Below are 25963 nucleotides of genomic sequence, written 5' to 3'. Positions count from 1 at the left end.
ATTTCTGAAATTCAAGTAAAGACGGAAATTACTTTTTTTGCAAGAGCTGCAAGCTCTAACCCCTCTAAGGACTGACAATAATCAGCTTCAATTCTTCCGTCTCCTGCAGCCTCTTCTTCCTTCAGTAAATATAATATTCGCCAATCCTTACACCACTCTTCTGCCTGTGCTGGTTCATGGTCAAACGTATCCCATACTGCTAAAAGCTGCGGACTATATAAACGACTGCTGGCGTTTTTTAGATGGCATCCCTGAAGCTTGGCTGTATAAGCAGCATCTGGCACTTTGTCTTGTATATCACTAAAGAGATGTGACCAATAATCCTTTCGTGAGCCTGTATGCTGGTTTGCAGCTGCCCATTGCTTCACTTGATTTTTTTCAGTGCTAAAAAGGATCTGGTACAGCTTTTTCCCGAACCGTATCCGTGCCTCCACATGCTGGAATTGATGAACAGTATCCCCTTTTAACGAAACATTGCCATCCTGCATGTATGGAAAAAGAATGTGATTAAATGCCAAATAATCCTGCAGTTTAAACTCCAATGTATCTACAACATTCTTTTGAAAGACAGCATTATTCATCACTCTGCTTTGGATATAATTCTGTTCATTGATGATTAATCCATGTGTTAAGATCCCAACATCTTTACTTTGCAGATAATGGTTCCAAACCACCTCCATAAAAGCCGAAACATGAAAATCAGCTAATAAATGGAACCTATTTTTACGTGTTCTTTTCCATTCTCTATAAAGCAGAAGCTGCGGATATGCATCCTGGAAAATCAGCCAGTTTCCTCTTTCCAAGAAGGCAAAAAAGGCTTTTTGTTCTTCCCCGTTTAAAATTCTGGATAGAAACTCACCGCGTAAATCGGTCATGTTCCAGCCTGCATTTCTTGAAACCATATGTGCCAAGAAGGACCAATGAATCTCCGGACATTCCTGGTAGTAGTCGTAGTAGGCCTGCGTTCTGGTCACATTATTTTTATTTAATCTGATTGTCTCAGCTTTAATTTTAGCTATTAGTTCTTCGTCCTCGGCTGAATACACTTTCACACTGTGCTTCTCTTTCAGCACTTTTTTCAATTCTTTTTTGAGCGGCTGCAGCTCAGGGGGCAATCTTAGTTGTTTTAGCACTTTTAAAAGTACGTCCATGCTTCAGCCTCCTTATCTTTGTGAATGGTGTTTCCCTCTTCAGAATATGTATTATGGAAGATTGTTTCGAGGAGGTTTGAAAGATGAACATTACTCAGTCAATTGATAACCTGGTTACACGTTTAAAACACGACCAAACAGAGCAAGGTTCATGGGAATATCCATTTGAGACGGGGATTACGACAGATGCCTATATGATTATTTTATTAAGGTCCTTAGAGATTGATGATGAACAATTGATTGAAGAATTAGCAGAGCGGATAATGAGCAGACAGGAACAAAACGGAGCTTGGAAGCTTTTTCACGATGAGCTCGACGGAAATATTTCGGCAACGATTGACTCCTATTACGCCCTTCTTTACTCACGCTATTATCAGAAAAATGATGCGCGCCTTCGTGCAGCCCGAAGATTTATCCTAAACAACGGCGGAATGGAAAAAGCGAATATGTTCACGAAAATGATGCTTACCCTGACAGGGCAGCAGCGCTGGCCTGCTTTTTTTCCGCTTCCCATTGAATTTATTCTTTTGCCGTCATCCTTTCCGATCAACTTTTACAGTCTCTCCGTTTATGGCCGCTCTAACATTAAACCTATCATGATCTTAGCTGATAAAAGATTTCGGTTAAAAACAAAAAATCGCCCCGACCTCCGTGAACTGTATGGAAATCGAGAAGATGCTTTTTTCAGCTGGTCCCGCTCAAATGAATGGCAGCAGGTTTTTTCTGCTATTAAAAACAGCCTTACCTATCTTGCCGGCCTGCCCGCCCAATTGCACAGTATGGCAGTGAGTCAGACAAAGCAGTATATCCTTGGCCGAATTGAAGAGGATGGTACGTTTTACAGCTACTTCAGCTCCACCTTCTTTATGATTTATGCGATGATTTCGCTTGGACATTCTAAAAATGATCCCATTATCCAAAACGCTATCAATGGCTTGAAATCCATGAGAACAGCCATTCAAGGAACCACACATATGCAATATACGACCGCTTCCATTTGGAATACAAGTTTAATCAGTCATGCGCTTCAAGAAGCGGGAGTTTCTTCCCACGATCCCATAATCGCGAAAGCAAATAATTTTTTACTCAAAAAACAGCATCGCAAATATGGTGATTGGGCGGTGCATAATCCACAAAGTCTGCCTGGCGGCTGGGGCTTTTCGAACATTAATACCATTAACCCTGATGTAGATGACAGCACGGCCACTCTGCGTGCCATTACAGCAGAAGCAACAGATCATAGCCCTGTCTTATACGCATGGGACAAAGGCACAAACTGGGTTACCTCGATGCAAAATGATGATGGCGGCTGGCCCGCTTTTGAAAAAAATACGGACAGCAGATTTTTCTCCTTTTTGCCGATTGAAAAAGGAGAATTTATTCTGACCGATCCCTCCAGTGCCGATTTGACCGGAAGAACGCTTGAATACTTGGGAAAATATACAAATATGGGGAAAACTTTAGCACCAATGAAGGATGGTATCCGCTGGCTTGTCTCAAATCAGGAGAGCAACGGTTCGTGGTATGGCAGATGGGGAATTTGTTATATATACGGCACCTGGGCAGCCTTAACAGGATTAGCAGCAGCAGGCGTTTCTCCAAAGCATAAAGCAATTGAAAAAGCCAAAAGCTGGCTTAAAAAAATCCAAAATGCTGATGGAGGCTGGGGAGAGTCGTGTAAAAGTGACTCTAACATGATCTACACTCCGCTAGGAACAAGTACATTAACACATACAGCCTGGGCAGCTGATGCACTGATTTCCATCTCAGACCACCCAACTCTTGAAATTAAAAAGGCAATATCCTTCCTAATTCAAAACCTCGATCAAGATGATTGGACAACAGATTATCCGCACGGCCAAGGGATGGCTGGCGAGTTATATATTCATTATCATAGCTATCGTTATATATTTCCGCTGCTCGCACTTGCTCATTATAAGAATAAATGGGGTGAGGGTAATTCCTGAAATCTGTGGCTTCCGTTCTTTTCGGGAATGACTCGCCTTGGGTTATTCCTGAAATCTGTGGGTTCCGTTCTTTTCGGGAATGACTCGCCTTGGGTAATTCCCGAAATCTGTGTCTTCTCCTCTTTTCGGGAATGACTCGCCTTGGGTTATTCCTGAAATCTGTGGTTTCCGTTCTTTTCGGGAATGACTCGCCTTGGGTAATTCCTGAAATCTGTGGGTTCCGTTCTTTTCGGGAATGACTCGCCTTCGGTCATTCCCGAAATCTGTGGCTTCCGTTCTTTTCGGGAATGACTCGCCTTCGGTAATTCCTGAAATCTGTGGGTTCCGTTCTTTTCGGGAATGACTCGCCTTCTTTTCGGTTATTCCCGAAATCTGTGGCTTCCGTTCTTTTCGGGAATGACTCGGTCATTCCCGAAATCTGTAATTCCGTTCTTTTCGGGAATCTGTGGGTTATTCCTGAAATCAAGTCCGTTTTTTTCGGGAATGACTCGCTTCGGTAATTCGGTAATTCCTCTTTTCGGGGAATGACTCGCCTTCGGTAATTCATCTCCTCTTTTCGGGAATGACTCGCCTTGGGTTATTCCTGAAATCTGTAGGTTCCGTTCTTTTCGGAATGACTCGCCTTCGGTCATTCCCGAAATCTGTGGTTCCGTTCTTTTCGGAAATGACTCGCCTTGGGTAATTCCTGAAATCTGTGGGTTCCGTTCTTTTCAGGAATGACAGACCTTTCATAGAGTAAATAGAATTTCTCCAATTCTACAGATGTAAAAAGGGCGCTAAATTCATGCGCCCTTTTGTTCATGCTTAATTAAATACAATCGTCTTATTTCCATAAACAATCACACGATCCTGCAGATGCCACTTAACGGCACGCGCAAGTACGCTGCGCTCAATACTTCTTCCTGTTTTTTTCAAATCATCGGCATGATCTCGATGATCAACCCGGATTATATCCTGCTCAATAATCGGACCTTCGTCTAATTCATTTGTAACATAATGTGAAGTCGCTCCAATAATCTTGACGCCACGCTGATACGCCCGGTCATATGGACGTGCACCAACAAACGCCGGCAGGAAGGAATGATGAATATTAATAATTTTAAAAGGGTGTGCTTCCACAAAATCTGGCGATAAAATTTGCATATACCTTGCTAAAATAATGGTCTCCACTTCATACTCCTGCAGAAGCTGAAGCTGTTTCTCTTCTGCTTGCCGTTTGTTGTCCTTGCTCATCGGGATATGAACAAAAGGTATGCCAAACGATTCTACCAGTTCTTTTGCTTCCGTATGGTTGCTGATGACAAGCGAAATGTCTGTGATTAATTCACCGCTTTCCCATTCCCATAAAAGCTCGCGTAAACAATGCAGTTCCTTTGATACAAAAATCGCCGTTTTTTTAAGATCATGAACAAACGTGAGCTTCCACTCCATCGAAAAAGTTTCTGCAATCTTGGCAAAGTTTTCTTGAAGAGAGCTCTTTCTCTCCAGCAAATCCTGACATTCGAACTCAATACGAATGAAAAACGTTCCTCCCTCTGGATTTGTTGAAAACTGATTTGACTCCATAATATTCGCTCCATTTTCAAATAAAAACTGTGAAACAGCTGCTACAATGCCTGGCTGATCTGGACATTGAATTAACAGTCTGCCCCGGTTCTTCATCTTATTTTTAAATGATTCAATCTGATGATCTTTAGTTCTCATTAAACTAACCACCTGTCTAAAAAGGATATGGTGTATTATAGCAAATTTGCATGAAGGTAATGTGAATTTTTGAACTTTTGTATGATTCAATGAGAAATTGTGCTGAAAATGTTGGTATCCTTGGGTTTTATACTAAAGTTAGGGACACAGATCGTTTATTCTGAGCTATATTTGGATTTTCACCTTCAATCTTTGAGATTTTTGTATATGAATTGGGGGTTTCCTATCAAATATCTGTTGTATCCTAACAAAATTTCTGACTTTCCTATCAAACTTTTCAGCTTTCCTATCAAACTTACCAATTTTCCTATCAAATTTACCGGTTTGCTATCAAACCGCCTCTTTAGAAGGTAAAAGCATCTCCCCAGCATGAGTACATTGTATGAAGGCAAGGTGTCCGGCCATACAGAAAAAAGTAGCAGTTTCTCCTTATATTCTCATAAAGATATGACTATTGTGTTATTTTGGCGAATGTCATCGAAATTCGGCAGTAAGCAGTGTATAATAAAATAGGTTTAATGACAGCCATCAAAAAGGCTATATGGTACATACCATTGCTGCTAATATTCAGTTTCACATAATGACAGATTGATAGATGTATCTTTAATTTTAGGAGGAATTTTTATGGGTTGGGTAATCGCAGTTTTATTTGGTGCAGCCGCTGTACTACTCGTATTATCTTTTATTAAAGCGAGAAAAACAGCTGCAAGCACAGATCAGCAGATCGATCAGCTTTCTTTTTCACTAATGGATGAAATTCATCAATTGAAGCAGCAAATCCGCAATCTTGAACTAGACAGCGAAATCGCTGATACGGAAGCTGGCATTGCCGCTGATGAGAAAGAACGTAAGAATACATTGAGAGAGATGCTCGAGATGCATCGCCGCGGCTATTCATTTGAAAGCATTGCAATGAAAATGAAGCTGACGCCAAATGAAGTTCAGCAGGTTCTCGCTCCTTATATGAAACAAAAGGATGAAAGGAGTAAGGTTGCTCAATGACAGCTGGTACAATGCGCAGTTTTGCAGCGGGCCTTTTGGCAGCTGCCACTTTAGTCGCCATCGTTTATTTCCTTAGTCCTAGTGAAGCTAAAACAACAGAAGCAAAAGAAGTACAAGAAGAAGCCATAGCTTTAACTGAAGATGAGATGAAAGCAGAGTTAACTGATAAAGACTATATCATTCTTACAGAGGATGAATGGAGCAAGCAGCTTGCTGAAGCAAAAGCTTCTGCTGAACCTGCAAAAACAGAAGAACCTGCCAAAGAAGATGAGAAGGAAACAGAATCAGCTGAGAAAGTCGTATACCGTACGATGCTGACTGTTACTTCCGGAATGACAAGCATTGATGTCGGTGATGCACTTGAAAGAGCGAACGTCATCAAAAACGCTAACGACTTTTTCAAAGAAGTTGAAAAACGCGGCTTATCCAACGAATTGCGTCCAGGTACATTTGAAGTTGAGAGCGGCATGACCATGGACGAATTGGTATCGATTATATTTAAATAATTGAAAAAAGACAGCGAGTAATCGCTGTTTTTTTTGTCTCCATACAAAAATGAAAAGGCAGCCCCACTGGCTGCCTCCTCTCTTCACACTAATTCAGATATAACCTTCTGCGCTGTCTTCTCTCCATTTTCAATGCAATCCGGCAGACTTACTCCGTAATAGGAGCAGCCGGCAAGCTCGATGCCAGGATAGATTTCCGCAAGTTTTTGTTCTAGGCTGGTTACTGTTTCTTTATGATCAATTAAGTAATTGGGCATGCTGTTTTCCCAGCGGGTAATTTCGCTGATGGCAGGTGCCGCCTCAATTCCTAATGCCTTTTTCACATCTGTTAAGGCTGTCTGCAGCAGTTCCTCTTCTGTCATCTTTTCTATAGAAGCGTAATTGGTCAGACTGCTTTTATAAAATAGTCTTAACAGAAGGTTTCCGCTTTTTGACGTATGAGACCATTTTCTGCTGGACCATGTGCAAGCATTGCATGTTAATTCATCAGGATCTGCTGAAATAAAGCCTGTTCCATCAGCAGGCAGTATACTATCAGGCACTTCAAAACCAAGATAGACACTAATTAAAGAACTGGACTTTAATTGCTGAAAGCTATCCTGCAACTTCTGGTCAGCAAGCATGTTTTCAGCAGCCTTATGCGGAATGCTTAAAATAATATGATCTGCAGTTACCACTTCCCCATTCGTAAACGTCACGTTGTAGTGGCCATCCTGCTTTTCAATTCGCTCAGCCTTACTATTCATAAGCAGATGCACGTCCTCTAAACGATCTGCATAGGCATCAATAACGGTATGGAGTCCATTTTCAAATGATAAAAACCGTTTTTCGCCGCTGCTTTGATACATCGCCAGATTGGCTTCAAAGCCTTTTATGATACTGCCATATTCATTTTTGTATTTGAGCACACTCGGCAATGTAGCTGAAATCGTCAATTGATTCAGATCACCCGAATACACGCCAGATAATACAGGAGCGATTTGCTTTTCTACCAGCTCTTTCCCGAAAAAGTGCTCTAGAAATTCTCCAATTGAATCTTCTTCTGTAAAGTGTTCATTTTTTGTATAAAAATCCTTTAAAGCCGCAACCTTCCCCTCAGCTGAAACAAGCGTGCTCTCAGCTAATGCCTCAATGGTTCCCGGAATGCCAAAGACCGAATTGGATGGAATCGGATGCAGCTGACCATCTGAATATATATAGGATTTGCCTGATGCATTGTATACCACTTTGTCTTCAAGATTCAAATCCTTCATAAAAGACATAGAATGAGTTTTGCGCGTAACGATTGAATCTGCACCAGACTCCATAAGAAATCCATCTTGTTTAACAGAGCGGATCTTTCCGCCCAGCTGATCAGCTCCTTCTGCAAGGATTAGCTTCACATTAGAGCTGTTTTCTTTTTTCCATTTTTGCAGTTCATACATGGCAGCCATTCCAGTAATGCCGCCGCCGATGACTAATACTGTTTTCACTGTGTACACCTCAGTTATCTATCATTTATATCTATATAGAGTGTAACATATATTGATTAGATCTCTTTTATGCATGATTGTGAAAGTTTGAGGATTGTGTGACAGATTGTGCTTTTTTTAACTGGTGATTATCTGCGGGTATTTAAGCAAATACCTCTCAATTGCTTTTCACCTAAAAACACCTTAAAATTAGATCGTACACGATTTAATTTTACATTAGGGAGGAAATACAATGAGCACGGTACATGATTTCCAAGTTAAAATGACAAACGGCAATGAAAAATCATTAGATGAGTATAAAGGCAAGGTTTTATTAATCGTGAATACAGCAAGCAAATGTGGATTAACTCCTCAGTTTGAAGGTTTGCAAAGTCTATATGATAAATACAAGGATCAAGGGTTGGAAATTTTAGGTTTTCCTTGTGATCAGTTCAATAATCAGGAGTTTGATAATATTGAAGAAACGACACAGTTTTGCCAGCTCAACTATGGTGTAACCTTCCCGATGTTTGGAAAAATTGACGTGAACGGAGCAAATGCTGCTCCTTTATTTTCACATTTAAAAGAACAGAAAAAAGGCGTTTTATCCAAAAATATTAAATGGAACTTTACAAAATTCCTGGTGGATCGAAATGGTCAGGTCATTGAACGATATGCACCTACTACTGAGCCTGGAAAAATTGAAGATGATATAACAAAACTATTATAATTCAGGAAAAATTGCACACCCCCCTGTATGATAAGACCTGCATAGAAACTATATGTTAGGTCTTTTTTACATAAAAAAAGAAGTACCACTCATTACGAGCAGTACTCCTTTCCAACTATCCGATTGGAGTATGTTTTACAGCCTGTTCTGTGCTTTCAACAGAAGCATTTACTTCATGTTCTACCACTGGTTTTTTCGCCCAGTAAGTCGCAAGAATCGGTCCTGAAATATTATGCCAAACCGCCCCTAGTGCGCTTGGAATAGCAGCGACCGGGCCAAAGTGTGCGGTAGCAAGTGTAACCCCAAGCCCTGAATTTTGCATTCCTACTTCAAGTGCAATGGCCCGGCGTTTACTTTCATCAAGCCCGCACATACGGGCTGCAAAGTATCCCAGCAGTAATCCTGCACCGTTGTGAAGCATAACGGCAACAAAAACAAGCAATCCTGTTTGTGCAAGTCTTTCAGCATTGCCTGATACAACGGCTGAAACGATAATCATAATTGCCACAACAGAAATCAATGGCAGAACCCCAATGCTCTTTTCCACTGTCTTTGGGAAAACTTTTCGAATCAATAACCCTAATGCAATTGGTACAATAATGACTTGAACAATTGATAAGAACATTGCAGCTGCGTCAACTGGCATCCATTGCCCTGCTAATAACAATAAAATAAGTGGTGTTACAACAGGAGCCAGCAATGTTGAAAGTGACGTCATTGCAATTGATAGCGGTACATTTCCTTTCGCTAAAAATACCATAACATTTGATGCTGTTCCGCCTGGTACAGATCCCAGAAGAACTAAGCCTGCTGCAAGTTCAGCTGGTAAGTTTAGTGCTGTTGCAATCAGGAAGGCTACAAGCGGCATAATTGTAAACTGTCCTACAAAGCCGATTAAAACAGGAAATGGATTGGTGGCAATGATCTTGAAGTCTACAGGCTTTAATGTTAATCCCATTCCGAACATTACTACACCTAAAAGAATTGTCACATAGCCTCCCAGCTGCTGAAATGGCGCTGGCACTAGAAAAGCAATAACAGCAATGATGATCACCCATACGGCAAAAAATTTACCAGCGATTGAGCTGATTGTTTCTAATAGTTTCATAATCATAACCCCTGTTCTTTTACTTTTAGTATTTTCTTAATTAAATACAGTAATCTCCTCACCCATTAAATGGAGTTCTTACTTCTGAATAATCTCACCACATATAAAAATATCACTCATATGATACCGCCCCTTTAATATTTTAATATCCATTCTACTAAAGAATCTGAATAATTAAAACAATAAATTTTATTTTTTTGTCAGAAAATCTTCCAATTTGCTTGCAATCTCCTAGATTTCTAGTTCCTTTTTCTCTTCGAATATACAAAAAAGCCTGCTCGTAATCATACGAACAGGCAATACATTTATTTATTTCTTCTTTTCGTGAGTCTGCCAAGCAAGAACGCTCCTGCAGCCACTCCAATAATTGTATTCGTTTTCTTTGTAAAGACCTGCTTTGCCACAAGATTTAAGTTTTGCGGGCGTTCAGCTAATCTGCGCATAAAATAGCCATACCAATCATGTCCAAAAGGGACATATGTGCAGAAATTGTAACCCTCGCTGGCAAGATCGAGCTGCATCTCTTTTCTAAAACCATATAGCATTTGGAATTCAAACTTGTCATTTGAAATCTGGTGTTCTTTAACAAATTGCTTTACATGATTAATCACTCGATGATCATGTGTCGCGATTGATGTAAATTTGCCATTAAGCAGATGCCATTCAATCAGTTGAATATAATGTTTATCTATTTCTTCTTTTGTCTGGAAAGCAACATCTTCGGGTTCTTTATAAGCTCCCTTAACGATGCGCAATCGGTAATTTTTATACTTTTCAATGTCATCATCTGCTCTGAAAAAATACGCTTGGATCACTGTGCCAAGATTATCGTATTCTTTTGAGAGTTCATCGAGCATATCGAATGAAGGCTGCAGTCTATTATAGTCTTCCATATCGATATTAATGAAGATGCCATATTGATAGGCCCGAGCTGCAATTTCTCTCAGGTTCTCTAAGCAAAAAGAGTAATCAATATCAAGGCCCAGCTGGGACGGCTTTAAAGAGATATGCGCATCTGCTTGATGTTCATGAATCGCTTCAATGACTTCAAGGATTTGATTTTTTGCTTCTGTAGCTTCACTTTTTTCGAATACAAATTCGCCAAGATTATCTACAGTACAAGAAATTCCCTTCGCATTAAGCTCTTTAATACTCTTAATCGCTTCGGTTAAGTTAGTGCCTGCAACAACACTTTGAGCACCCAATTTTAACCCGTATTTTTTCGCCGTATTATTTAAGAATTGATTTTGGGAAAGGCCAATAAACACATCTTTTAACACCATAGCGATTACTCCTATTCATATAAATTTACAAAATAAATTATAGCATATTTTTTTAATTTAGCTTGTTTTTCGAATATTTCAACCATCATATTTATACAAAAGGTGACAAAATCAGACATTCATTCTGCCACTCCTGATATATGTTATTTAAATTCTTGTTATGTTGATTGCATTCCCTATTCTTAAATCGCTATAACATTATTATTTCTTTTACCTTGCATTACAAGATAATCAAAGTTATACTAATTAATATCATGCATTGCAAGGTATATAAAACCCATAACCCTTGTATTACAAGTTAGTGGAAAAAGGAGTGAAATTCTTTGTCATCTACTCAGATGCTTAAAGGAATTATTGATGGCTGTATTCTTGCCATTATTCATAATAAAGAAGTCTATGGCTACGAACTGGCCGAAAAGCTTGAAGAATATGGATTTCATTCCTTCAGTGAAGGAACCATTTATCCTTTGCTTATTAGGATGCAAAAGGAAGAGTTGGTTACTTCTACATTAAAGAAATCGACTGCTGGTCCACGAAGAAAATACTACTCACTTACACCAAAAGGAGAACTGGAATTACAGAAGTTTATGGAGCGCTGGCATCAGCTGGAGAGCAGTGTCAATAGGGTGCTTCATCATGAATCAGACACTGGACAATAAAACAAAAGGAGCTGAAAATGTTGAATAATGAATTCACATTATCGAAAAAAAGCCAGAATTTCTTAGAAAATCTGCGGGTTTATTTATTTTCCAGCGGTAAAAATCCAAAAGAGATTGAGGAAATGATTGAAGAATTAGAAGTTCATCTATATGAAGCAGAAAAAAAGGGGAAACCAATCGAGAAAATTGTTGGAAAGTCCCCAAAAGAGTATATGCAGATGATTTCAAATGAAATGTCTATTGATATGAGGACGTGGTTCAAATATATATGTCTGATTGTTTTAGGTTCATTTTCCTTTAACATCATTCCAGATTTGCTGAAAGGAACACTCTCATATTCTGTTTTAGAAATTGTCGGACATATCGTGATTGCCGTTATTTTTATCGCTTTTGTATTGATTGGATTTAAGGCAATCTCTACATTGGAACGCTCTCCTATAAAAAAAGGATTGATCTTTATGGGGATATCCATTGTTCCAATTGGACTTTTTCTCGGCTTAATCTTTTTAAACAAAGCGATCGCCACTCCTGTCATCGATTTTGGCACTCTTGGAAGTATCATTACCGGGACTATTCTGCTAGTGTTTCTAATTGGGACCTCCCTTTGGGCTAAAACCTGGGTTATGGTGATTGTTCTGGCACTTATCACATTGCCTGACTACCTGCTTGAACAAACATCGCTGCAAGATGAGGCAAGACTGATTACAGGCACACTGATTACCTTTGGCGGCATTGCTATTTATCTTTTAATTTCTGCAAGATTAGAGAAAAATAAAGAAGTATAATAGAAACCTGAATAAAAAAAGATTCAAGGCATAAACGCCTTGAATCTTTTCTATTTTATTATGAGACACTTGCACTATCTTCTTTTAACTTGCTTGTTTTCTGTGTTTTCTCTCTTGTTTCTTTTTTCACTGCAGCCGGGTTTTTGGCAACTGCTTCTTTTTTATAGTCAGCTCTAATGACTTTAAAGATCGAGAAATTCATCAGCAAGAGAATAATGACAAATGGCAATGCAGCAATAATTGAAGCTGTCTGCAATCCAGTCAGTCCGCTTGCAAGGAGAAGGATTAAAGAAATTCCACTCATTAATACTCCCCAAATAATTCTTATTCTAATTGGAGGATTGAGTGAGCCCCCAGTCGACATACTGCTCAAAATAAATACCGCCGAGTCAGCAGAAGTAATTAGGAAAGTGAAGATTAACAGAAGGACAAATACGGAAACAATTTCTGTAAAAGGCAAGCCTGCTAAAGTAGCAAATAAAGCACTTGTAATGTCGTTGTTAACAGCAGCCGCAATTGTTCCTCCTTCAAATAAATCCATATGAAGTGCTGTTCCTCCGAAAACGGCAATCCACAGTAAAGCAATGGCAGGAGGTGCGACCATGACACCTAAGATAAATTCACGAATCGTACGGCCTCTGGAAACACGTGCTACAAAAGCTCCAACAAACGGCGCCCAAGCAATCGCCCATGCCCAGTAAAACACAGTCCAATCATAGACCCATTCACCGCCGCTATAAGGACTTAATCTCAGACTATAGGAAATGAAGTTTGTAATATAATCGCCAAGACCAACAATTAATGTATCCAGAATGAACACTGTTGGACCCGTAACAAATACAAACAACATAAACACTAAAGCAGCACCTAGGTTGAAGTTACTTAGCCAGCGAATTCCTTTATCCAATCCTGTTGTAGCTGACAACAGATATAAGCCAGTCAAAATGGCCATAATTATGATCAGCGTCCATGGGGATTCTGCAATTCCAAATGTGGACGTAACTCCTCCATTAATTTGCATGACGCCTAACCCAATTGAAGTCGCTACACCTAGTACTGTTGCTACGATCGCCAAAATATCAACGAGTCTCTTTGTTGGCTTTTCATGTTTTCCTTTTCCGATGATTGGAGAAAGAGTCGTAGAGACCATTCCATCTGTGCCCTTTTTAAATTGGAAGTATGCCATTGCAAGACCCACTATACCAAAAACGGTCCATTGGCTAATTCCATAGTGAAAAAAAGAGTAACCCATCGCGATTCTTCCTGCCTCTGTAGATTGCGCCTCTACATCTGAAAATGGCGGTGCAAAGAAATGCGACATAGGTTCACCGATTCCGTAAAAAACAAGAGCGACACCAAAACCTGCTGAAAAAAGCATACCGATCCATGTAAATAGCGGATATTTCGGTCTTTCATTTTTGCCTCCCAATCGAATCGATCCATATTTACTAAAAATTAAGTAAATTAAAAAGATCGCAAAAATGAATATCGCTCCTAAATAAAGCCAGCCAAAATTATGCGTTGTGAATTGCAGCGCTGTGTTGGCAACTTCTGCAAAAGCCGCTGGCATGAAAGCACCTGCCAATACTAAACTTGCAATAATGACCGCCGATGCATAAAAAACTATATTTAATTTTTTCTTTTGAGAATTCATTGATTCTTCCTTTCAGATCGTTTTAGTACGAAGGGAAAGAACATTTGGTTTTTTAATATAAAAGAAGTAAATTGCGAAGTGAAACGAAGCGAATAAAACTAGAGTTATGTGCAAGAATAAATTTCGCCGTAAAGAATTAATTTTCATATCCTCATAATCTCGTTGTGCACTGCATTCTTTATCTGTATAGTACAGATCCCCTTCTTCAGTACACTATTACGAATATAGGAAAAATAATTCCATTTCCAATTGTTGTGCTGTCCTCCTTTCTTATATATGAACTTATCATAACTAAAAAACAATATCAACCGCTGCTGCTCCCTTAGAAAAACAGCAGAGTTTGGTTTCTCCTTATAACCACAAGGATCATCCACACTTCTTTTTTCCCTAATTTTATATAGAGTAAACCTCTTTTTCCAATAAAATATTCAGAGATGACTAGAATAATATTCCTCGCAAAAACAGCAATGGCTGGCAAAAAGCCAGCCACATTTATCAATAATAGTAATATGGCGGATAAAACGGTCGATATCCAGGATAACCGCCATATCCGAATCCAGGTGTAAGAAGTGCTCCTGCTGCCAAACCTCCAACAAAACCGCCTAAAAACGGTCCGCCAAAACCATAACCGAACGGTCTTCTGCCAAATCCTCCATAACCAAATCCATAAGGTCTTCTTCCATACATATTAATAGGCTCCCCCCTATAATAATTAATTGGCTTAGCCCCAATCATAATCGCACCTTACTTCCACATGGCTGACATTATTCTAAGCTTTCATGCTTTTTCAGTATTTAAAATGCGGAAGAGAAACGAAATAATTCAAATGCATTTGCACAGCCAATTTATAAGATAAAATATGCTGGACATTCGTTTATGTTTGAGACAGTTGCCTATATTTATTAAAAAAAGGAGGCTATTGCTGATTTTTATGTTGGATGCTTTTAAAGCAATTAACTCTGCAGGATTTCCTCAACTAAGAGTCTCTATAAACAGGTGTCGAACATATAGGTACAGCCTAAAGATTTGGTATTTCCGAATCGACAGTATTCCCTAGGAAATAATGGGATCAAACAATGTTTTCATATTTTCTTAGAATATATGACAAATGAAGAAAAGACTGTACAAATCATTAATGTGCTCAAAATATGCAGAAGCTGTAATGCGCTGAGGTTAACCCAGCCTAGCTGAATTCCTATTTGAAACAGAATCAGATACAGCATAAACGCTATAAATGAAGCAAACATCCCCTTCTGCTTGATTAATTTCACCCGCTCATCATTTTCTTTAAATTGCGGAAATAAGTAGCTGAGACAAAAGGACATGTAAGCCATGGCAAGAACAATATAGGTCATGGATATTGGAGCTGAGTCTGCCATAATTCCTGCGTATCCTACAAATCCCCCCATTAGCGTAAATAGTATCCCCATGACTAAGAAAGTTTTTCTTGATCCCATCATTCTTCCTCCTTTTTTCCTTCATAAATAAATACATGTTCAATTGTTGTCTCAAATGTTGCTGCTAGTTCAAAAGCCAGCGGCAGCGAAGGAAAGTATTTTCCTTTTTCAATTGAAATGATGGTCTGCCGCGACACTCCAAGCTTGGCTGCAAGACGCTCTTGCGAATAACCAAACGTTTTCCGTAACTCAGGCAATCGATTTTTCACTTCATCACCTCTCATATTTTTACAATAAAGTAAAAGAAACTTTACGTCAAGGTAACTTTACACTTTTTCATGAAGATCATACAAAAAAACGGCAAGAGCTTTTAACGCTCTTACCGTTTTTTATGTTATTTCTAGCCTATGTTTATCGTCCCAGCCAGCCGCCATCCACGACTAGTACATGGCCATTGACATATTCAGAAGCCTTGGAGGATAAAAAGACTGCAGCACCAGCCAGATCATCTGCTTCTCCCCAGCGTCCTGCCGGAATTCTTTCTAAAATTGATTTATTGCGCTGCTCATCGTTTCTAATGGCTTCGGTGTTGTTCGTTTCAATATATCCAGGAGCAATTGCATTTACCTGAACGCCTTTGCCAGCCCACTCGTTGGCTAAAGCCTTTGTCAATCCTACAACTGCATGCTTGCTTGCCGTATAAGCTGGTACGAAAATACCGCCCTGGAAGGATAAAAGGGATGCAATATTAATGATTTTGCCTGATCCTCTTTCCACCATTCCTCTCCCAATTTCCTGAGACAATACGAAAATGGAGTTCACGTTAACATCAATGACACGCATCCATTCTTGCTCATTAAAATCTACGGCTGGTTCACGGTAAATGACACCTGCGTTGTTGACTAAAATATCAATCTCGTGTTTTTCAATGATTGGTTTAAGTTTTTCACGAATTGTGTCGACCTTGCTTAGATCAATTAAGATGGTATCGTACGTTCCGCCAATTTCCTCAATCTTCGTTTGTGTTTCCTGTAAGTTATCACGATGGCCCAAGAGAAGGACATGTGCACCGGCAGCTGCCAAACCAATTGAAATTGCTTGGCCAATTCCCGTTCTTGCTCCTGTAACTAATGCCGTTTTCCCTTTTAGTGAAAAGTAATCCAATTGAAATGTCATGTGTATCCTCCGTTCGTTTTATACAGATAAATTTTTTATTTCATCATTCTATTTTATTTAAGGTTTACAATTTATTGTTTGAACAAGTTTTAAAGGTCTTTCTTCCCTTTAATCTATTCTTTCTTAACGTCCTAACCAGCCGCCATCAATCGCCAGTGTATAGCCGTGAATATAGTCAGAGGCATCAGATGCTAAAAAGATTGCAGCACCTTGCATATCCTGGCCATTGCCCCATCTTTGTGCAGGGATTCTCTCAAGGATTTGCCTGCTTCTTGTTGGATCTTCAATTAACGCTGTATTCATTTCTGTCGCCATATAGCCTGGTGCGATGCAATTTACGTTTACTCCTTTGCCTGCCCATTCATTCGCTAATGATTTCGTGAATTGCATGACCGCTCCTTTGCTCGCTGCATAGGCTGGAACGGTTAAACCGCCTTGAAAGGATAGGAGCGAAGCAATGTTGATGATCTTCCCTTTTCCTCTTTCAAGCATATGTTTTCCTACTGTCTGACAAAGATAAAATACGGCATTTGCATTAATATCCATCACAAAATCCCAATCTTCTTTCGGAAATTCGGCAGCGGGATGACGTTTTTGCACTCCTGCATTATTCACTAAAATATCAATTTTGCCCATTTGATCTATCACTTGATCCACTAGTGAACCGTAGCCATCCACATTCCGAATATCATAATTGATGCCGATCGCTTTTACTCCTTGATTGCGGATCTCTTCCAGTACTTCTTCTGTGACATTTCTCGCTACCACTGCAACATCAGCTCCAGCACTGGCAAGACCTAAAGCCATTTCCTTTCCAAGACCACGATTACCGCCCGTTACTACCGCGACTTTTCCTGTTAGATCAAATAAGTTATTCATGTTTTTATTCCTTTCTAAAGGGCAAATATTTTTCTTAAAAAGAATACATAACCTTCACCGCATTTGTTCCTGTTGTCAGCAGCTCAAAGCCTTTTTCGGCTTCTTCAGGAGGAAGCACATGTGTAATCATTTTTTCAAAGCTGCTTTGTGAGTTTAATAGGTCAATCGCAATCTCAAAGTCTCTTGGTGTGTAAACACGCACAAATTGAATGGAGAGCTCCTTAAACATTCCTTGAAGAAGGTTGACTGGAGCTGGCTTTTTATATGCCGCCACAATGATTATATTTCCTCTGACCTTTACAAGCTCGGTCAGCTGAGTTAATACCGATGGATGGCCTGCACAATCAAAAACAAAATCGGCACCTAAGCCGTTCGTATGCTCTAAAACCACACTGTGAACATCCTCACTCAGTGGATTTACCGCAACAAAACCAAGCTCTTTCGCCATGGCAAGACGATGTTCGTTCGTTTCAGCCACAATGATATCTGTTGCACCCAAGCTTCTCAAAACGAGTGCTACACATAAGCCAATCGTGCCCGCACCACAAACAACAACCCGATCTCCCGGCACATAACCGCCCTGACGGACCGCATGAACCGCAACTGCAACCGGCTCTGCCAATGCTCCTGCCTCTAAATTCATCTCCTCCGGCAAAGCAATAATGCTGTCGGCCGGTGCAGCAACATATTCTGCCATCCCGCCATCACAATCAATGCCAATCAGCTTTAGAGACTCACAAACATGGGACTGTCCTGATACACAAGGTCCGCATGTGCCGCAGCTTAATAATGGGTTTACTGTTACTTTTGTTCCTTCTTTTAGTGTTGGATGTCCTTCAAGCACCGTACCGGAAAATTCATGCCCCATGATTAAAGGCGCCGCAGCGCGGGGATGTGTTCCTGCATAGATATTTAGATCTGTTCCGCATATCCCAACATGGGAAGTTTTAATGAGTGCCCATCCTTCTGGCAGTTTAGGCATCTCTGCTTCTTTGAAGGCAACATGTTCCGCACCCTCATAAAAAATGGCTTTCATGATCAATCCCTCCATTACATAAAAAAACATATTTAACATTATTCTAGTTGCTTCTCAAACTCTCATTATAAAAACAGGTACAGTCCCGTTTCCACGCTACATGTACCTGTCCACTTTTTATTAATTTCCTGTTAAGTTAAATAACTCTGGTACAAATAAAGACAATTGTGGAATGTATGTGATCAGAAACAGCACCAAGATGGTCACTAGGAAAAATGGCATCAGCGGTCTCACTACATTCTCAATTCTCAGACCAGCTACCTTTGTGCCCACGAATAACACAGGTCCAACAGGCGGTGTAATGGTACCAATTGATAAGTTGAATACGATCATAATTCCAAAGTGAACCGGATCGATCCCAAAACTTGTCGCAATTGGCAAGAAAATAGGCGTAAAGATTAAAACCGCTGGTGTTGGATCCATGAACGTTCCAACAATTAGAAGTACCAGGTTCATGATGAGCAAAATAACAAACATGTTATCTGAAATGCTTAGCAATGTATCAGCAATAATGCCCGGGATATTCGTAAATGCCATAACCCATGACATAATAGAAGAAACACCGATTAAGAAAATAACAATAGAAGTTGTTTTTGCTGAATCTAATAAAATACCAGGCAAATCTTTGATTTTAATGGTTCTGTAAATGAAGGAGAGCAGCAGCGAATAAACCACGGCAATGGCAGAACCTTCTGTTGCCGTAAACACGCCTCCAATAATCCCTCCAATAACAATCACAATTAACAAAAGACTTGGAATGGCATCTAAAAATACTTTTAATGCGACCGCAAAGCTAACTTTGTCATCGCCTTTATATCCATACTTTTTAGCCAAAATAAACGCAACAACCATACAAGCCAGACCCCATAGAAGTCCCGGTACATATCCTGCCATGAAGAGAGCTGCAATCGATGTTCCACCGCTTACAAGGGAGTATACAATCAATGTATTACTTGGCGGAATCAGCATTCCTGTTGGTGCGGATGCAATGTTTACGGCCGCACTAAATTCCTGATTATATCCCTCTTTTTTCTGCAGCGGTCCCATCGTTCCTCCAACTGCAGCTGCAGAAGCAACCGCTGAACCACTGATGGATCCGAACATCATGTTAGCAACGATATTGGTATGTGCTAAAGAACCCGGCAAACGGCCGCTCAGTACTTTAGCACAGTTGACCAGTCTGGTTGCAATCCCGCCGTTGTTCATAATAACGCCGGCTAGAATAAAAAACGGAATCGCAAGCAATGTAAATGAGTTCATTCCAGTAAACATTCTTTGCGCTGAGGTCAAAAGACCATTATTAAAGTCAATGATAGAGAACATCGCCAAGGCAGATGCAACTCCAACACTAATACTAATTGGTGCACCTATTATTAATAAGAATGCCACGCCAGCAAATAGTATCAGTGCCGCTTGAACAGCAATATCCATATTATCTACTTCCTTTCAGCCTAACTATTGCTCTAGTGGTTTCTTATGTTTAATAATGAGATACATATTATAGATACAGTAAAAAATAATAAATACTCCGCTAAGCGGAATTGCCGCATATAAATAACCTACTGGAATTTGCAGCGCACCGGATAATTGTGTCCAAGCTAAACTTGTTGCTGCATATCCGCCTTGTACAAGGATCAGGGCTGCGAAAAGGATTACTACTAACTCGATAAACAGCTCAACACCCATTTTGATTCCGGTTGGAAATTTATCTTTTACAAATTCAATAGCCATATGTCCTCTTTCACCAAATACATAGGCAGCTCCAAACAAAACAAGCCAAACGAAGCAATATTTCGCTAATTCTTCTGAAATGACACTCGGATCGTCAAAGACGAACCGAGTGATAACTTGCCAAGTTACTAGCAATACAAGGAAAGCGAAAAGAATGATGCAGACACTTCCAAGGATTTTGTCTAAAATTGTTTTTATGAGTTTCATAAAATCACTCCAGCTCTTATTCAGCTACTTCTCTAACTTTTTCATATAAAGCTTTTGCGCTGTCTGAGCTTAACTTTTCATCAATGACCGGCTGAACGGCATCTTGGAAAACTTTAATATCTAATTCGTTAAATTCAGCACCTGCTTCTTCAGCAGCTTTTTTCGCAGCTTCTACATCTGCATCCCAAAGCTCAACTTCACGATCTACTGCTTTTGCCAATTCTTCTTTAAAAATGTTTTGATGCTCTTCTGACATGCCATTTAATAAATCTGTGTTAATGATCAAATAGTCTGGGATCATTAAATGCTGTGTATAAGAGTAGTACGGTGCAATTTCCACATGCTTCAGATTAGAGTAGATTAACTCGTTGTTTTCTCCGCCATCAATAACGCCTGATTGAATCGCTGTGTAAACTTCCCCTTGACCCATTGGCGTACCTGTTCCGCCCATGTTTTCCATCATCTTAATGTTTGTATCACTTTCGATAATACGGATCTTCAGACCAGCTAAATCTTCTGGTGTATTGATTGGCTTTTCACTGTTATAAACGTTACGAACACCGCCATGGAAACCAGCTAATACTGTCATGCCCTGATCTTCAACTGACGTATATAAATCGCCTACAATATCCTGGTTATTTAAAACGGACATTTGGTGATCCTTAGAATCAAACACGTATGGCAAGTTGAATACAACAAATTCTTCATTGAAGTTTTCCATTAAGCTTCCTGCAACAATGGACATGCCGATTGTCCCAGATTGAACAAGCTCCATTGTTTCACGCTGTGCACCTAAAAGTTCGTTTGGATACATTTTGATTTCATATGCACCATCCGTTAATTCTTTAAATTTTTCACCGAACTCTTCCATTGCTTTGTACTGCGGATGGTTTTCAGGCTGGTTGAAAGCTACTTTAATTTCTTGAGCTGATCCGCTTCCGCCTGATCCTCCATCTGATGTATCACCAGAAGAACTAGATCCGCCGCAAGCAGCTAACATCGTTACAAAGAAAACGGTTACAACTATAGCAAAAGTTTTAAAAGTCTTTTTCATTTACTCCACTCCTACTCTTTTATAAGGTTATGAATCTCATTTATTGGGTAGTGCACAGGTTCGCCTTTCAAGAAACGCACAGCTTCCTCTGCTACTTTTCGTTTTAATTCCAATGCGGCCTGTTCAGAGTACCAAGCCATATGCGGTGTACATAAGAAATGATCGTGTTTGAATAATGGCGAGTCTGCAGACAGCGGTTCTTTTTCCGCTACATCAACAGCAGCCCCAGCTATCCACCCTTCTTCAAGTGCTGTATCAAGGGCACTTTCATTCACGATTCCTCCGCGCGACACATTCACCAGATAAGCAGTATTTTTCATCCGTTTAAGCTGGTCTACATCTAATAAGTTATATGCAGATTCAAGCGGGCAGTGGATGGAAACAACATCAGATTGCTCAAGCAATTCATCTAATTCGACAAGCTCCATTCCATCTGGCAGTTTTCTAGATTGATTGTTTTTATATTTGGAATCGCATACAATAATGCGGCAGCCAAGAGCCTGCACTTTTTGTGCAAAAGAAGTGCCAATTCTGCCTAACCCGATAATGCCGACAGTTTGTTCACTATGGCGGTAGATCGGAATGCTTTTTTGGTAATCCCAATCGCCGCTCCTTACCAGCTGATTCATGTGCGGTATTTTTCGGGTTAGAGCAAGCATCAGCGCCAATGCATGATCCGCAACCTCATTAGTGCCGTAATCAGGAACATTGCACACTTGAACTCCATATTTATCTGCTGCTTCCAGATCCACATTATTCACTCCAACACCATAGCGGACAACCAGCTTCAAATCAGGCAAATTCGCCATAACTTTTTCTGTAATAGGAGCGTATTGATTGAGAAAAACAGAAGCTCCCTGACAATTAGCAATGACATCATCTTCTGTTTTACAGTCCAAGTGTTCAAAAGTGAATGATTCATTTCGAAAAACATTTGTTTCTATATCAATATTTTCATGGTCGCAATCTGTAATGATAATTCTGGGCTTTGTCATGGCAGCCTCCTTCAAGCGTTAAAAGTAGATTCGAAGGATTTGCGCTATTAACGCAAATCCTTCATTGCTACATGATCCATATCATCGAAATCCTGGTTTTCTCCGCACATTCCCCAGATAAAGGTATAATTGCGCGTCCCGATTCCAGAGTGAATGGACCAGCTCGGTGACAGTACAGCTTGCTCATTGCTCATGACAATATGTCTTGTTTCATGTGGCTGTCCCATTAAGTGAAATACACGTGTGTCTTCTTCCATATTAAAATAGAAATAGACTTCCATTCTTCGTTCATGCGTATGAGCAGGCATTGTATTCCAGCCGCTTCCTTCTTCAAGAACCGTCATCCCCATGCTCAACTGGCAAGAATCCAGCACATCCGGGTGAATAAACTGATGAATCGTTCTTTTATTCATCGCTGTATCTTCTCCAAGCGGGCGTGCGATTGCTTTCTCTAAATCTACTTTTACGGTTGGATATGTTTTATGAGCAGGACATGAATTGATATAGAACTTAGCAGGCTGATTTGCATCATTTGATTTAAATACAACCTCTTTTGTTCCTCTGCCAATGTAAATTCCTTCTCTGTTATTGATCTGATACTCTTCTCCGTCGAGAACGATTACTCCGTCTCCGCCAATATTGATAACGCCCATTTCACGTCGCTCAAGGAAATATTCTGCAGCCAGTTCTTTACCAGCATCCAACGTCAGCTCTTTCCCGACAGGCATTGCTCCTCCATAAATAATGCGATCCACATGGCTGTATGCTAACTCAACTTCATTCTCTTTGAATACAGTTTCCATAAGAAATTCATTACGTAGTTTTTCAGTTGTATAGTTTTTGACATCATCCGGATGGTGTGCATAATGAATTTTCATTTTAAAAATTCCCCCTCTGAAATATTAAATCGTTTGGAAAGCGATATCATTTCTCCGCGTCCTTCGTTTGCCTTTTAACTAACAATTCCTCTTTGTTCCACATTATAGAATCATGTTCTATAATTTTTATTATAAATGATATCTGATGAATTTCAATAAGAAATTTTCTTTTAAGTCAAAAAAATGAAAGGGGATACATAATATTTTTCCACAGTTTACAAACCAATTTGATTTTACTATGATAAATGTGTCAACCTGCCGTGAATAATAAATAATAAAAGTTATCTAGATATGATCATTGATCAGTCTTCGTTCGTTAACGATGGAGGGAAATTATGGCGAATGTACAATCATTGGAACGTGCACTTACCTTGCTGAATGTACTATCCGAATATCCAAACGGAATTCAAATTACACGTCTAGCTGAACAGGTCGGACTATCAAAAAGTACTGTTCACCGACTTCTGTCCACACTGATAGACATGAATTATGTAAGTAAAGATACTGAAACAGATAAGTATAAAATTGGTTTCCAGATCATTTATATTTCAAGAAATGTATTGAATAATATTGAATTGATCCCTATTTCAAAGCCTTTTCTTAAAAAACTTTCTTCTGACGTGAATGAAACGATTCACTTATGCATGGAGGATAAAGGTGAAGTTGTCTATATTGACAAAATCGAGAGCAATCAAACGATCCGCATGTATTCAAGAATTGGGAGCAGAGCCCCTATGTATTGTACAGGCGTGGGAAAGGTCTTGCTTTCTGGTAAAGATCAAGAGCAATTCGAGGAAATTGCAGCAAAGACTGATTTTATCACCCGTACAGAGAATACGATCCGCTCACGCGATGAATTAAAACGTGAAGTAGAAACCATTAGAGCACAGGGCTATGCACTAGATAATATCGAAAACGAAGAAGGCATACGCTGCATTGCTGCTCCGATATATGATTATACTGGTAAAATTATTGCCAGCTTTAGTATTTCCGGACCAAGCAGCCGGATTACGATGGAACGAATAGACGATGAGCTCCAAAACAAAATTCAGGAAACTGCGAGAAATATTTCTAAGCAGCTTGGATACCGGATTTAAATCATTGCTTAACCATTTCTGGGTAATAAAAAACATCTCCTTTCACATTATGATTGGAGATGTTTTGTTATTTTGAAATACTTTTTATGCCGTGAAGTTCCCATCATAGCTCAGCATAACAGCTGATTTCACACCTTCAATGTCAGAGATGCTTGTCAGGAAGGTCATGTCTGTTTCTTTTACTCGCACTTCATAGGTCACTTCGAAGTCATTACCTGGCATGATGGATTTAGACTTAACTGAATGCTTTTTCGTGCTGCTTGATAGTACATGCTCTAGTGAGTTTTCAATATTGTGATTTGAATACCGAATCACTAATAAATAAGGATTTTCTATTTTGATTTTATTAACGAAAAACAACAATACGAGACCGATTAAAATTGATCCTATAATAACAAGCGGAATAAAGCCCGCCCCGCACAAAATCCCTGCAATGATCGCCCAGAATAGGTATACAAGGTCCATTGGATCTTTAATAGGCGTACGGAAACGAACAATTGACAGCGCCCCTACCATACCAAGTGATAATAAAACATTAGATGAAATACCGATGATGATTAAGGCAGTCGCCATTGACATAATAATAAGCGAAATATTAAAGCTATGAGAGTAAATGACGCCCGAAAAGGTCTTTTTATAGACCCAATATATAAACAAACCGACGATAAACGCAACCGCTAACCCGATTAGAGAATCAATGATTGAAAAACTGCTTGTCTTTTCTAAGATGCTTGATTTAAATATATCAGTAAAATTAATGCTTTCCATTTTTATTTCCTCCTAAATTATCCATACATTCTGCTGACATGATATTTTGAATAAGCTCCCTGCCTCATATCGCCTACCTGCAGCAGCTGCTTAATAATACCTGGCAAAAATTCGTCGTATTTTACTTCTAGCACAACTATTTCTGGATTGGTATGAACCATGGCAAGGTCTGAATTAAGCAGATCATTGTTGCGCAGACTGGTCTTTATAGATCCGTCAAAGGTGATGCGAACATTTCCATATCGGTAAATAAAGACCTCGCGCTCATAGTCAACAACTGTTACAGGTTTTAATTGATATAGCTTCATTTGTACATATAATTCCTGTACGAGAGGCCGGCTATCGTTTTCCATCCAGACTATTTCACTGTTTCTAATTTTTTCGTATTCATTTGCTGTAAGCCTGCATTTCTGCTTGTATGTTAAATTATTTCGTTTGCTCTTCTTTTCGAGATTTAGATAGTTTGTGTTGAAATCATAAAGTCTGACGCGAAATTTATCCCGTTCATAGAATCCTTCTTTCTTTTGAGTTAATACTTTATCGTTGAAGTTATCGAAATACACGCTGCGAATTAAATATTTTCCATCTTTGTTCGCGTGAGGGTCGATTTCCATGAAATGCTTTAGTTTATTGCGAAGTAAGTAGCAATCCATTGTGGTCATTTCAAATTTCAGTTCTCTTCTTCCTTTTAAACCGTCTAAGCCGATGGACCTGATCATTCTGTTTCTCCTCTCCTGTTGTGTAT

Annotated in this window: 26 protein-coding genes; 7 read left to right on the top strand and 19 right to left on the bottom strand. The window is 39.6% G+C overall.

Annotated elements, in window-relative coordinates:
* Positions 1 to 11 precede the first annotated feature (11 nt).
* A complete protein-coding gene (locus J1899_RS04755; RefSeq protein ID WP_214477894.1) occupies positions 12 to 1151 on the bottom strand; it encodes a DUF2515 family protein in 1140 nt (379 codons plus the stop codon).
* Between the two features lie 83 nt (positions 1152 to 1234).
* On the opposite strand from J1899_RS04755, the gene J1899_RS04750 reads away from it, so the two are divergent.
* Positions 1235 to 3118: a terpene cyclase/mutase family protein gene (locus tag J1899_RS04750; RefSeq protein ID WP_214477893.1), complete on the top strand. Its 1884-nt coding sequence runs from the start codon at positions 1235 to 1237 to the stop codon at positions 3116 to 3118.
* Positions 3119 to 3922: 804 nt separating this feature from the next.
* Here the strand turns inward: J1899_RS04750 and purU are convergent.
* Positions 3923 to 4822, bottom strand: a complete 900-nt coding sequence (purU, locus tag J1899_RS04745; RefSeq protein ID WP_214477892.1) for a formyltetrahydrofolate deformylase — start codon at positions 4820 to 4822, stop codon at positions 3923 to 3925.
* Positions 4823 to 5446: 624 nt separating this feature from the next.
* Here purU and J1899_RS04740 point away from each other — a divergent pair.
* On the top strand, positions 5447 to 5824 hold the full coding sequence (locus J1899_RS04740) for a hypothetical protein (RefSeq protein WP_066449265.1): 378 nt from the start codon (positions 5447 to 5449) through the stop codon (positions 5822 to 5824).
* The gene (locus J1899_RS04735; protein WP_214477891.1) at positions 5821 to 6330 is read left to right on the top strand and encodes an endolytic transglycosylase MltG; all 510 of its coding nucleotides are present in this window, start codon (positions 5821 to 5823) and stop codon (positions 6328 to 6330) included. Before J1899_RS04740 ends, J1899_RS04735 begins: the two co-directional genes overlap by 4 nt.
* Before the next feature lie 83 nt (positions 6331 to 6413).
* Here the strand turns inward: J1899_RS04735 and hemG are convergent, their stop codons facing one another.
* Positions 6414 to 7802 (bottom strand): protoporphyrinogen oxidase, encoded by a 1389-nt coding sequence (gene hemG / locus J1899_RS04730; protein ID WP_214477890.1) that lies wholly within the window; start codon positions 7800 to 7802, stop codon positions 6414 to 6416.
* A 232-nt stretch (positions 7803 to 8034) separates the two neighbouring features.
* Here hemG and J1899_RS04725 point away from each other — a divergent pair, with 232 nt between their 5' ends.
* A complete protein-coding gene (locus J1899_RS04725; protein WP_214477889.1) occupies positions 8035 to 8511 on the top strand; it encodes a glutathione peroxidase in 477 nt (158 codons plus the stop codon).
* Between the two features lie 115 nt (positions 8512 to 8626).
* Here J1899_RS04725 and J1899_RS04720 read toward each other — a convergent pair whose 3' ends face one another.
* A complete protein-coding gene (locus tag J1899_RS04720; RefSeq protein ID WP_214477888.1) occupies positions 8627 to 9619 on the bottom strand; it encodes a bile acid:sodium symporter family protein in 993 nt (330 codons plus the stop codon).
* Between the two features lie 305 nt (positions 9620 to 9924).
* Positions 9925 to 10902, bottom strand: coding sequence for a proline dehydrogenase family protein (locus tag J1899_RS04715; RefSeq protein WP_214477887.1), 978 nt, complete (start codon positions 10900 to 10902; stop codon positions 9925 to 9927).
* A gap of 338 nt (positions 10903 to 11240) precedes the next feature.
* Between J1899_RS04715 and J1899_RS04710 the strand changes: the two genes are divergently transcribed.
* Entirely contained in the window at positions 11241 to 11561 is a 321-nt protein-coding gene (locus tag J1899_RS04710) for a PadR family transcriptional regulator (protein ID WP_066451740.1), read from the top strand.
* A gap of 17 nt (positions 11562 to 11578) precedes the next feature.
* Positions 11579 to 12346 carry an HAAS domain-containing protein gene (locus tag J1899_RS04705; protein ID WP_214477886.1) on the top strand — a complete coding sequence of 256 codons (768 nt, stop codon included), beginning with the start codon at positions 11579 to 11581 and terminating at the stop codon, positions 12344 to 12346.
* Positions 12347 to 12404: 58 nt separating this feature from the next.
* Here J1899_RS04705 and J1899_RS04700 read toward each other — a convergent pair whose 3' ends face one another.
* The 12 genes from J1899_RS04700 to kduI all read right to left on the bottom strand — a co-directional run bounded on the left by J1899_RS04700 (position 12405) and on the right by kduI (position 23353).
* Positions 12405 to 14000: a BCCT family transporter gene (locus J1899_RS04700; RefSeq protein WP_066449285.1), complete on the bottom strand. Its 1596-nt coding sequence runs from the start codon at positions 13998 to 14000 to the stop codon at positions 12405 to 12407.
* A gap of 495 nt (positions 14001 to 14495) precedes the next feature.
* Positions 14496 to 14687: a spore coat protein gene (locus J1899_RS04695; protein ID WP_156495821.1), complete on the bottom strand. Its 192-nt coding sequence runs from the start codon at positions 14685 to 14687 to the stop codon at positions 14496 to 14498.
* 395 nt (positions 14688 to 15082) lie between these two features.
* Positions 15083 to 15460, bottom strand: coding sequence for a permease (locus J1899_RS04690; RefSeq protein WP_066449294.1), 378 nt, complete (start codon positions 15458 to 15460; stop codon positions 15083 to 15085).
* A complete protein-coding gene (locus J1899_RS04685) occupies positions 15457 to 15666 on the bottom strand; it encodes a helix-turn-helix transcriptional regulator (protein ID WP_066449297.1) in 210 nt (69 codons plus the stop codon). The genes J1899_RS04690 and J1899_RS04685 overlap by 4 nt, the downstream gene beginning before the upstream one ends.
* 142 nt (positions 15667 to 15808) lie before the next feature.
* Positions 15809 to 16573, bottom strand: a complete 765-nt coding sequence (gene kduD, locus J1899_RS04680) for a 2-dehydro-3-deoxy-D-gluconate 5-dehydrogenase KduD (RefSeq protein ID WP_066449304.1) — start codon at positions 16571 to 16573, stop codon at positions 15809 to 15811.
* Positions 16574 to 16696: 123 nt separating this feature from the next.
* Positions 16697 to 17452 (bottom strand): 2-dehydro-3-deoxy-D-gluconate 5-dehydrogenase KduD, encoded by a 756-nt coding sequence (gene kduD, locus J1899_RS04675; protein WP_214477885.1) that lies wholly within the window; start codon positions 17450 to 17452, stop codon positions 16697 to 16699.
* 34 nt (positions 17453 to 17486) lie between these two features.
* Positions 17487 to 18488 carry a zinc-dependent alcohol dehydrogenase gene (locus tag J1899_RS04670; protein ID WP_214477884.1) on the bottom strand — a complete coding sequence of 334 codons (1002 nt, stop codon included), beginning with the start codon at positions 18486 to 18488 and terminating at the stop codon, positions 17487 to 17489.
* Between the two features lie 120 nt (positions 18489 to 18608).
* Positions 18609 to 19913, bottom strand: a complete 1305-nt coding sequence (locus J1899_RS04665) for a TRAP transporter large permease (RefSeq protein WP_371806981.1) — start codon at positions 19911 to 19913, stop codon at positions 18609 to 18611.
* A 30-nt stretch (positions 19914 to 19943) separates the two neighbouring features.
* Positions 19944 to 20426, bottom strand: a complete 483-nt coding sequence (locus J1899_RS04660) for a TRAP transporter small permease (protein ID WP_066449336.1) — start codon at positions 20424 to 20426, stop codon at positions 19944 to 19946.
* Between the two features lie 16 nt (positions 20427 to 20442).
* Positions 20443 to 21480, bottom strand: coding sequence for a TRAP transporter substrate-binding protein (locus tag J1899_RS04655; protein WP_214477883.1), 1038 nt, complete (start codon positions 21478 to 21480; stop codon positions 20443 to 20445).
* 11 nt (positions 21481 to 21491) lie between these two features.
* Entirely contained in the window at positions 21492 to 22475 is a 984-nt protein-coding gene (locus J1899_RS04650; RefSeq protein ID WP_066449354.1) for a C-terminal binding protein, read from the bottom strand.
* 47 nt (positions 22476 to 22522) lie between these two features.
* Positions 22523 to 23353 carry a 5-dehydro-4-deoxy-D-glucuronate isomerase gene (gene kduI, locus J1899_RS04645; protein ID WP_066449357.1) on the bottom strand — a complete coding sequence of 277 codons (831 nt, stop codon included), beginning with the start codon at positions 23351 to 23353 and terminating at the stop codon, positions 22523 to 22525.
* Between the two features lie 335 nt (positions 23354 to 23688).
* Here kduI and J1899_RS04640 point away from each other — a divergent pair, with 335 nt between their 5' ends.
* Entirely contained in the window at positions 23689 to 24450 is a 762-nt protein-coding gene (locus tag J1899_RS04640; protein ID WP_214477882.1) for an IclR family transcriptional regulator, read from the top strand.
* 84 nt (positions 24451 to 24534) lie between these two features.
* On the opposite strand, the gene J1899_RS04635 is transcribed toward J1899_RS04640, so the two are convergent.
* Positions 24535 to 25218 (bottom strand): DUF4956 domain-containing protein, encoded by a 684-nt coding sequence (locus J1899_RS04635; RefSeq protein WP_214477881.1) that lies wholly within the window; start codon positions 25216 to 25218, stop codon positions 24535 to 24537.
* Between the two features lie 17 nt (positions 25219 to 25235).
* Positions 25236 to 25937, bottom strand: coding sequence for a polyphosphate polymerase domain-containing protein (locus tag J1899_RS04630; protein WP_425514995.1), 702 nt, complete (start codon positions 25935 to 25937; stop codon positions 25236 to 25238).
* Positions 25938 to 25963: the final 26 nt, after the last annotated feature.

This window comes from Cytobacillus gottheilii (assembly GCF_018582665.1).
In the GTDB taxonomy this organism is placed as follows: domain Bacteria; phylum Bacillota; class Bacilli; order Bacillales; family Cytobacillaceae; genus Cytobacillus; species Cytobacillus gottheilii.
Note: the sequence above shows the minus strand (reverse complement) of the source record. Positions and strands in the feature narration are given on the sequence as shown.

Bases quoted from the DNA above. Each gene is read 5' to 3' on its own strand.
- kduI (WP_066449357.1), bottom strand. From the start codon at position 23,353: ATGAAAATTCATTATGCACACCATCCGGATGATGTCAAAAACTATACA.
- J1899_RS04720 (WP_214477888.1), bottom strand. From the start codon at position 9,619: ATGAAACTATTAGAAACAATCAGCTCAATCGCTGGTAAATTTTTTGCC.
- J1899_RS04735 (WP_214477891.1), top strand. From the start codon at position 5,821: ATGACAGCTGGTACAATGCGCAGTTTTGCAGCGGGCCTTTTGGCAGCT.
- J1899_RS04650 (WP_066449354.1), bottom strand. From the start codon at position 22,475: ATGACAAAGCCCAGAATTATCATTACAGATTGCGACCATGAAAATATT.
- J1899_RS04700 (WP_066449285.1), bottom strand. From the start codon at position 14,000: ATGAATTCTCAAAAGAAAAAATTAAATATAGTTTTTTATGCATCGGCG.
- J1899_RS04670 (WP_214477884.1), bottom strand. From the start codon at position 18,488: ATGAAAGCCATTTTTTATGAGGGTGCGGAACATGTTGCCTTCAAAGAA.
- J1899_RS04750 (WP_214477893.1), top strand. From the start codon at position 1,235: ATGAACATTACTCAGTCAATTGATAACCTGGTTACACGTTTAAAACAC.
- J1899_RS04755 (WP_214477894.1), bottom strand. From the start codon at position 1,151: ATGGACGTACTTTTAAAAGTGCTAAAACAACTAAGATTGCCCCCTGAG.
- J1899_RS04640 (WP_214477882.1), top strand. From the start codon at position 23,689: ATGGCGAATGTACAATCATTGGAACGTGCACTTACCTTGCTGAATGTA.
- J1899_RS04690 (WP_066449294.1), bottom strand. From the start codon at position 15,460: ATGATGGGATCAAGAAAAACTTTCTTAGTCATGGGGATACTATTTACG.
- J1899_RS04725 (WP_214477889.1), top strand. From the start codon at position 8,035: ATGAGCACGGTACATGATTTCCAAGTTAAAATGACAAACGGCAATGAA.
- purU (WP_214477892.1), bottom strand. From the start codon at position 4,822: ATGAGAACTAAAGATCATCAGATTGAATCATTTAAAAATAAGATGAAG.
- J1899_RS04660 (WP_066449336.1), bottom strand. From the start codon at position 20,426: ATGAAACTCATAAAAACAATTTTAGACAAAATCCTTGGAAGTGTCTGC.
- kduD (WP_066449304.1), bottom strand. From the start codon at position 16,573: ATGACATTTCAATTGGATTACTTTTCACTAAAAGGGAAAACGGCATTA.
- J1899_RS04740 (WP_066449265.1), top strand. From the start codon at position 5,447: ATGGGTTGGGTAATCGCAGTTTTATTTGGTGCAGCCGCTGTACTACTC.
- J1899_RS04635 (WP_214477881.1), bottom strand. From the start codon at position 25,218: ATGGAAAGCATTAATTTTACTGATATATTTAAATCAAGCATCTTAGAA.
- J1899_RS04655 (WP_214477883.1), bottom strand. From the start codon at position 21,480: ATGAAAAAGACTTTTAAAACTTTTGCTATAGTTGTAACCGTTTTCTTT.
- J1899_RS04705 (WP_214477886.1), top strand. From the start codon at position 11,579: ATGTTGAATAATGAATTCACATTATCGAAAAAAAGCCAGAATTTCTTA.
- J1899_RS04695 (WP_156495821.1), bottom strand. From the start codon at position 14,687: ATGTATGGAAGAAGACCTTATGGATTTGGTTATGGAGGATTTGGCAGA.
- kduD (WP_214477885.1), bottom strand. From the start codon at position 17,452: ATGAATAACTTATTTGATCTAACAGGAAAAGTCGCGGTAGTAACGGGC.
- J1899_RS04710 (WP_066451740.1), top strand. From the start codon at position 11,241: ATGCTTAAAGGAATTATTGATGGCTGTATTCTTGCCATTATTCATAAT.
- J1899_RS04715 (WP_214477887.1), bottom strand. From the start codon at position 10,902: ATGGTGTTAAAAGATGTGTTTATTGGCCTTTCCCAAAATCAATTCTTA.
- J1899_RS04630 (WP_425514995.1), bottom strand. From the start codon at position 25,937: ATGATCAGGTCCATCGGCTTAGACGGTTTAAAAGGAAGAAGAGAACTG.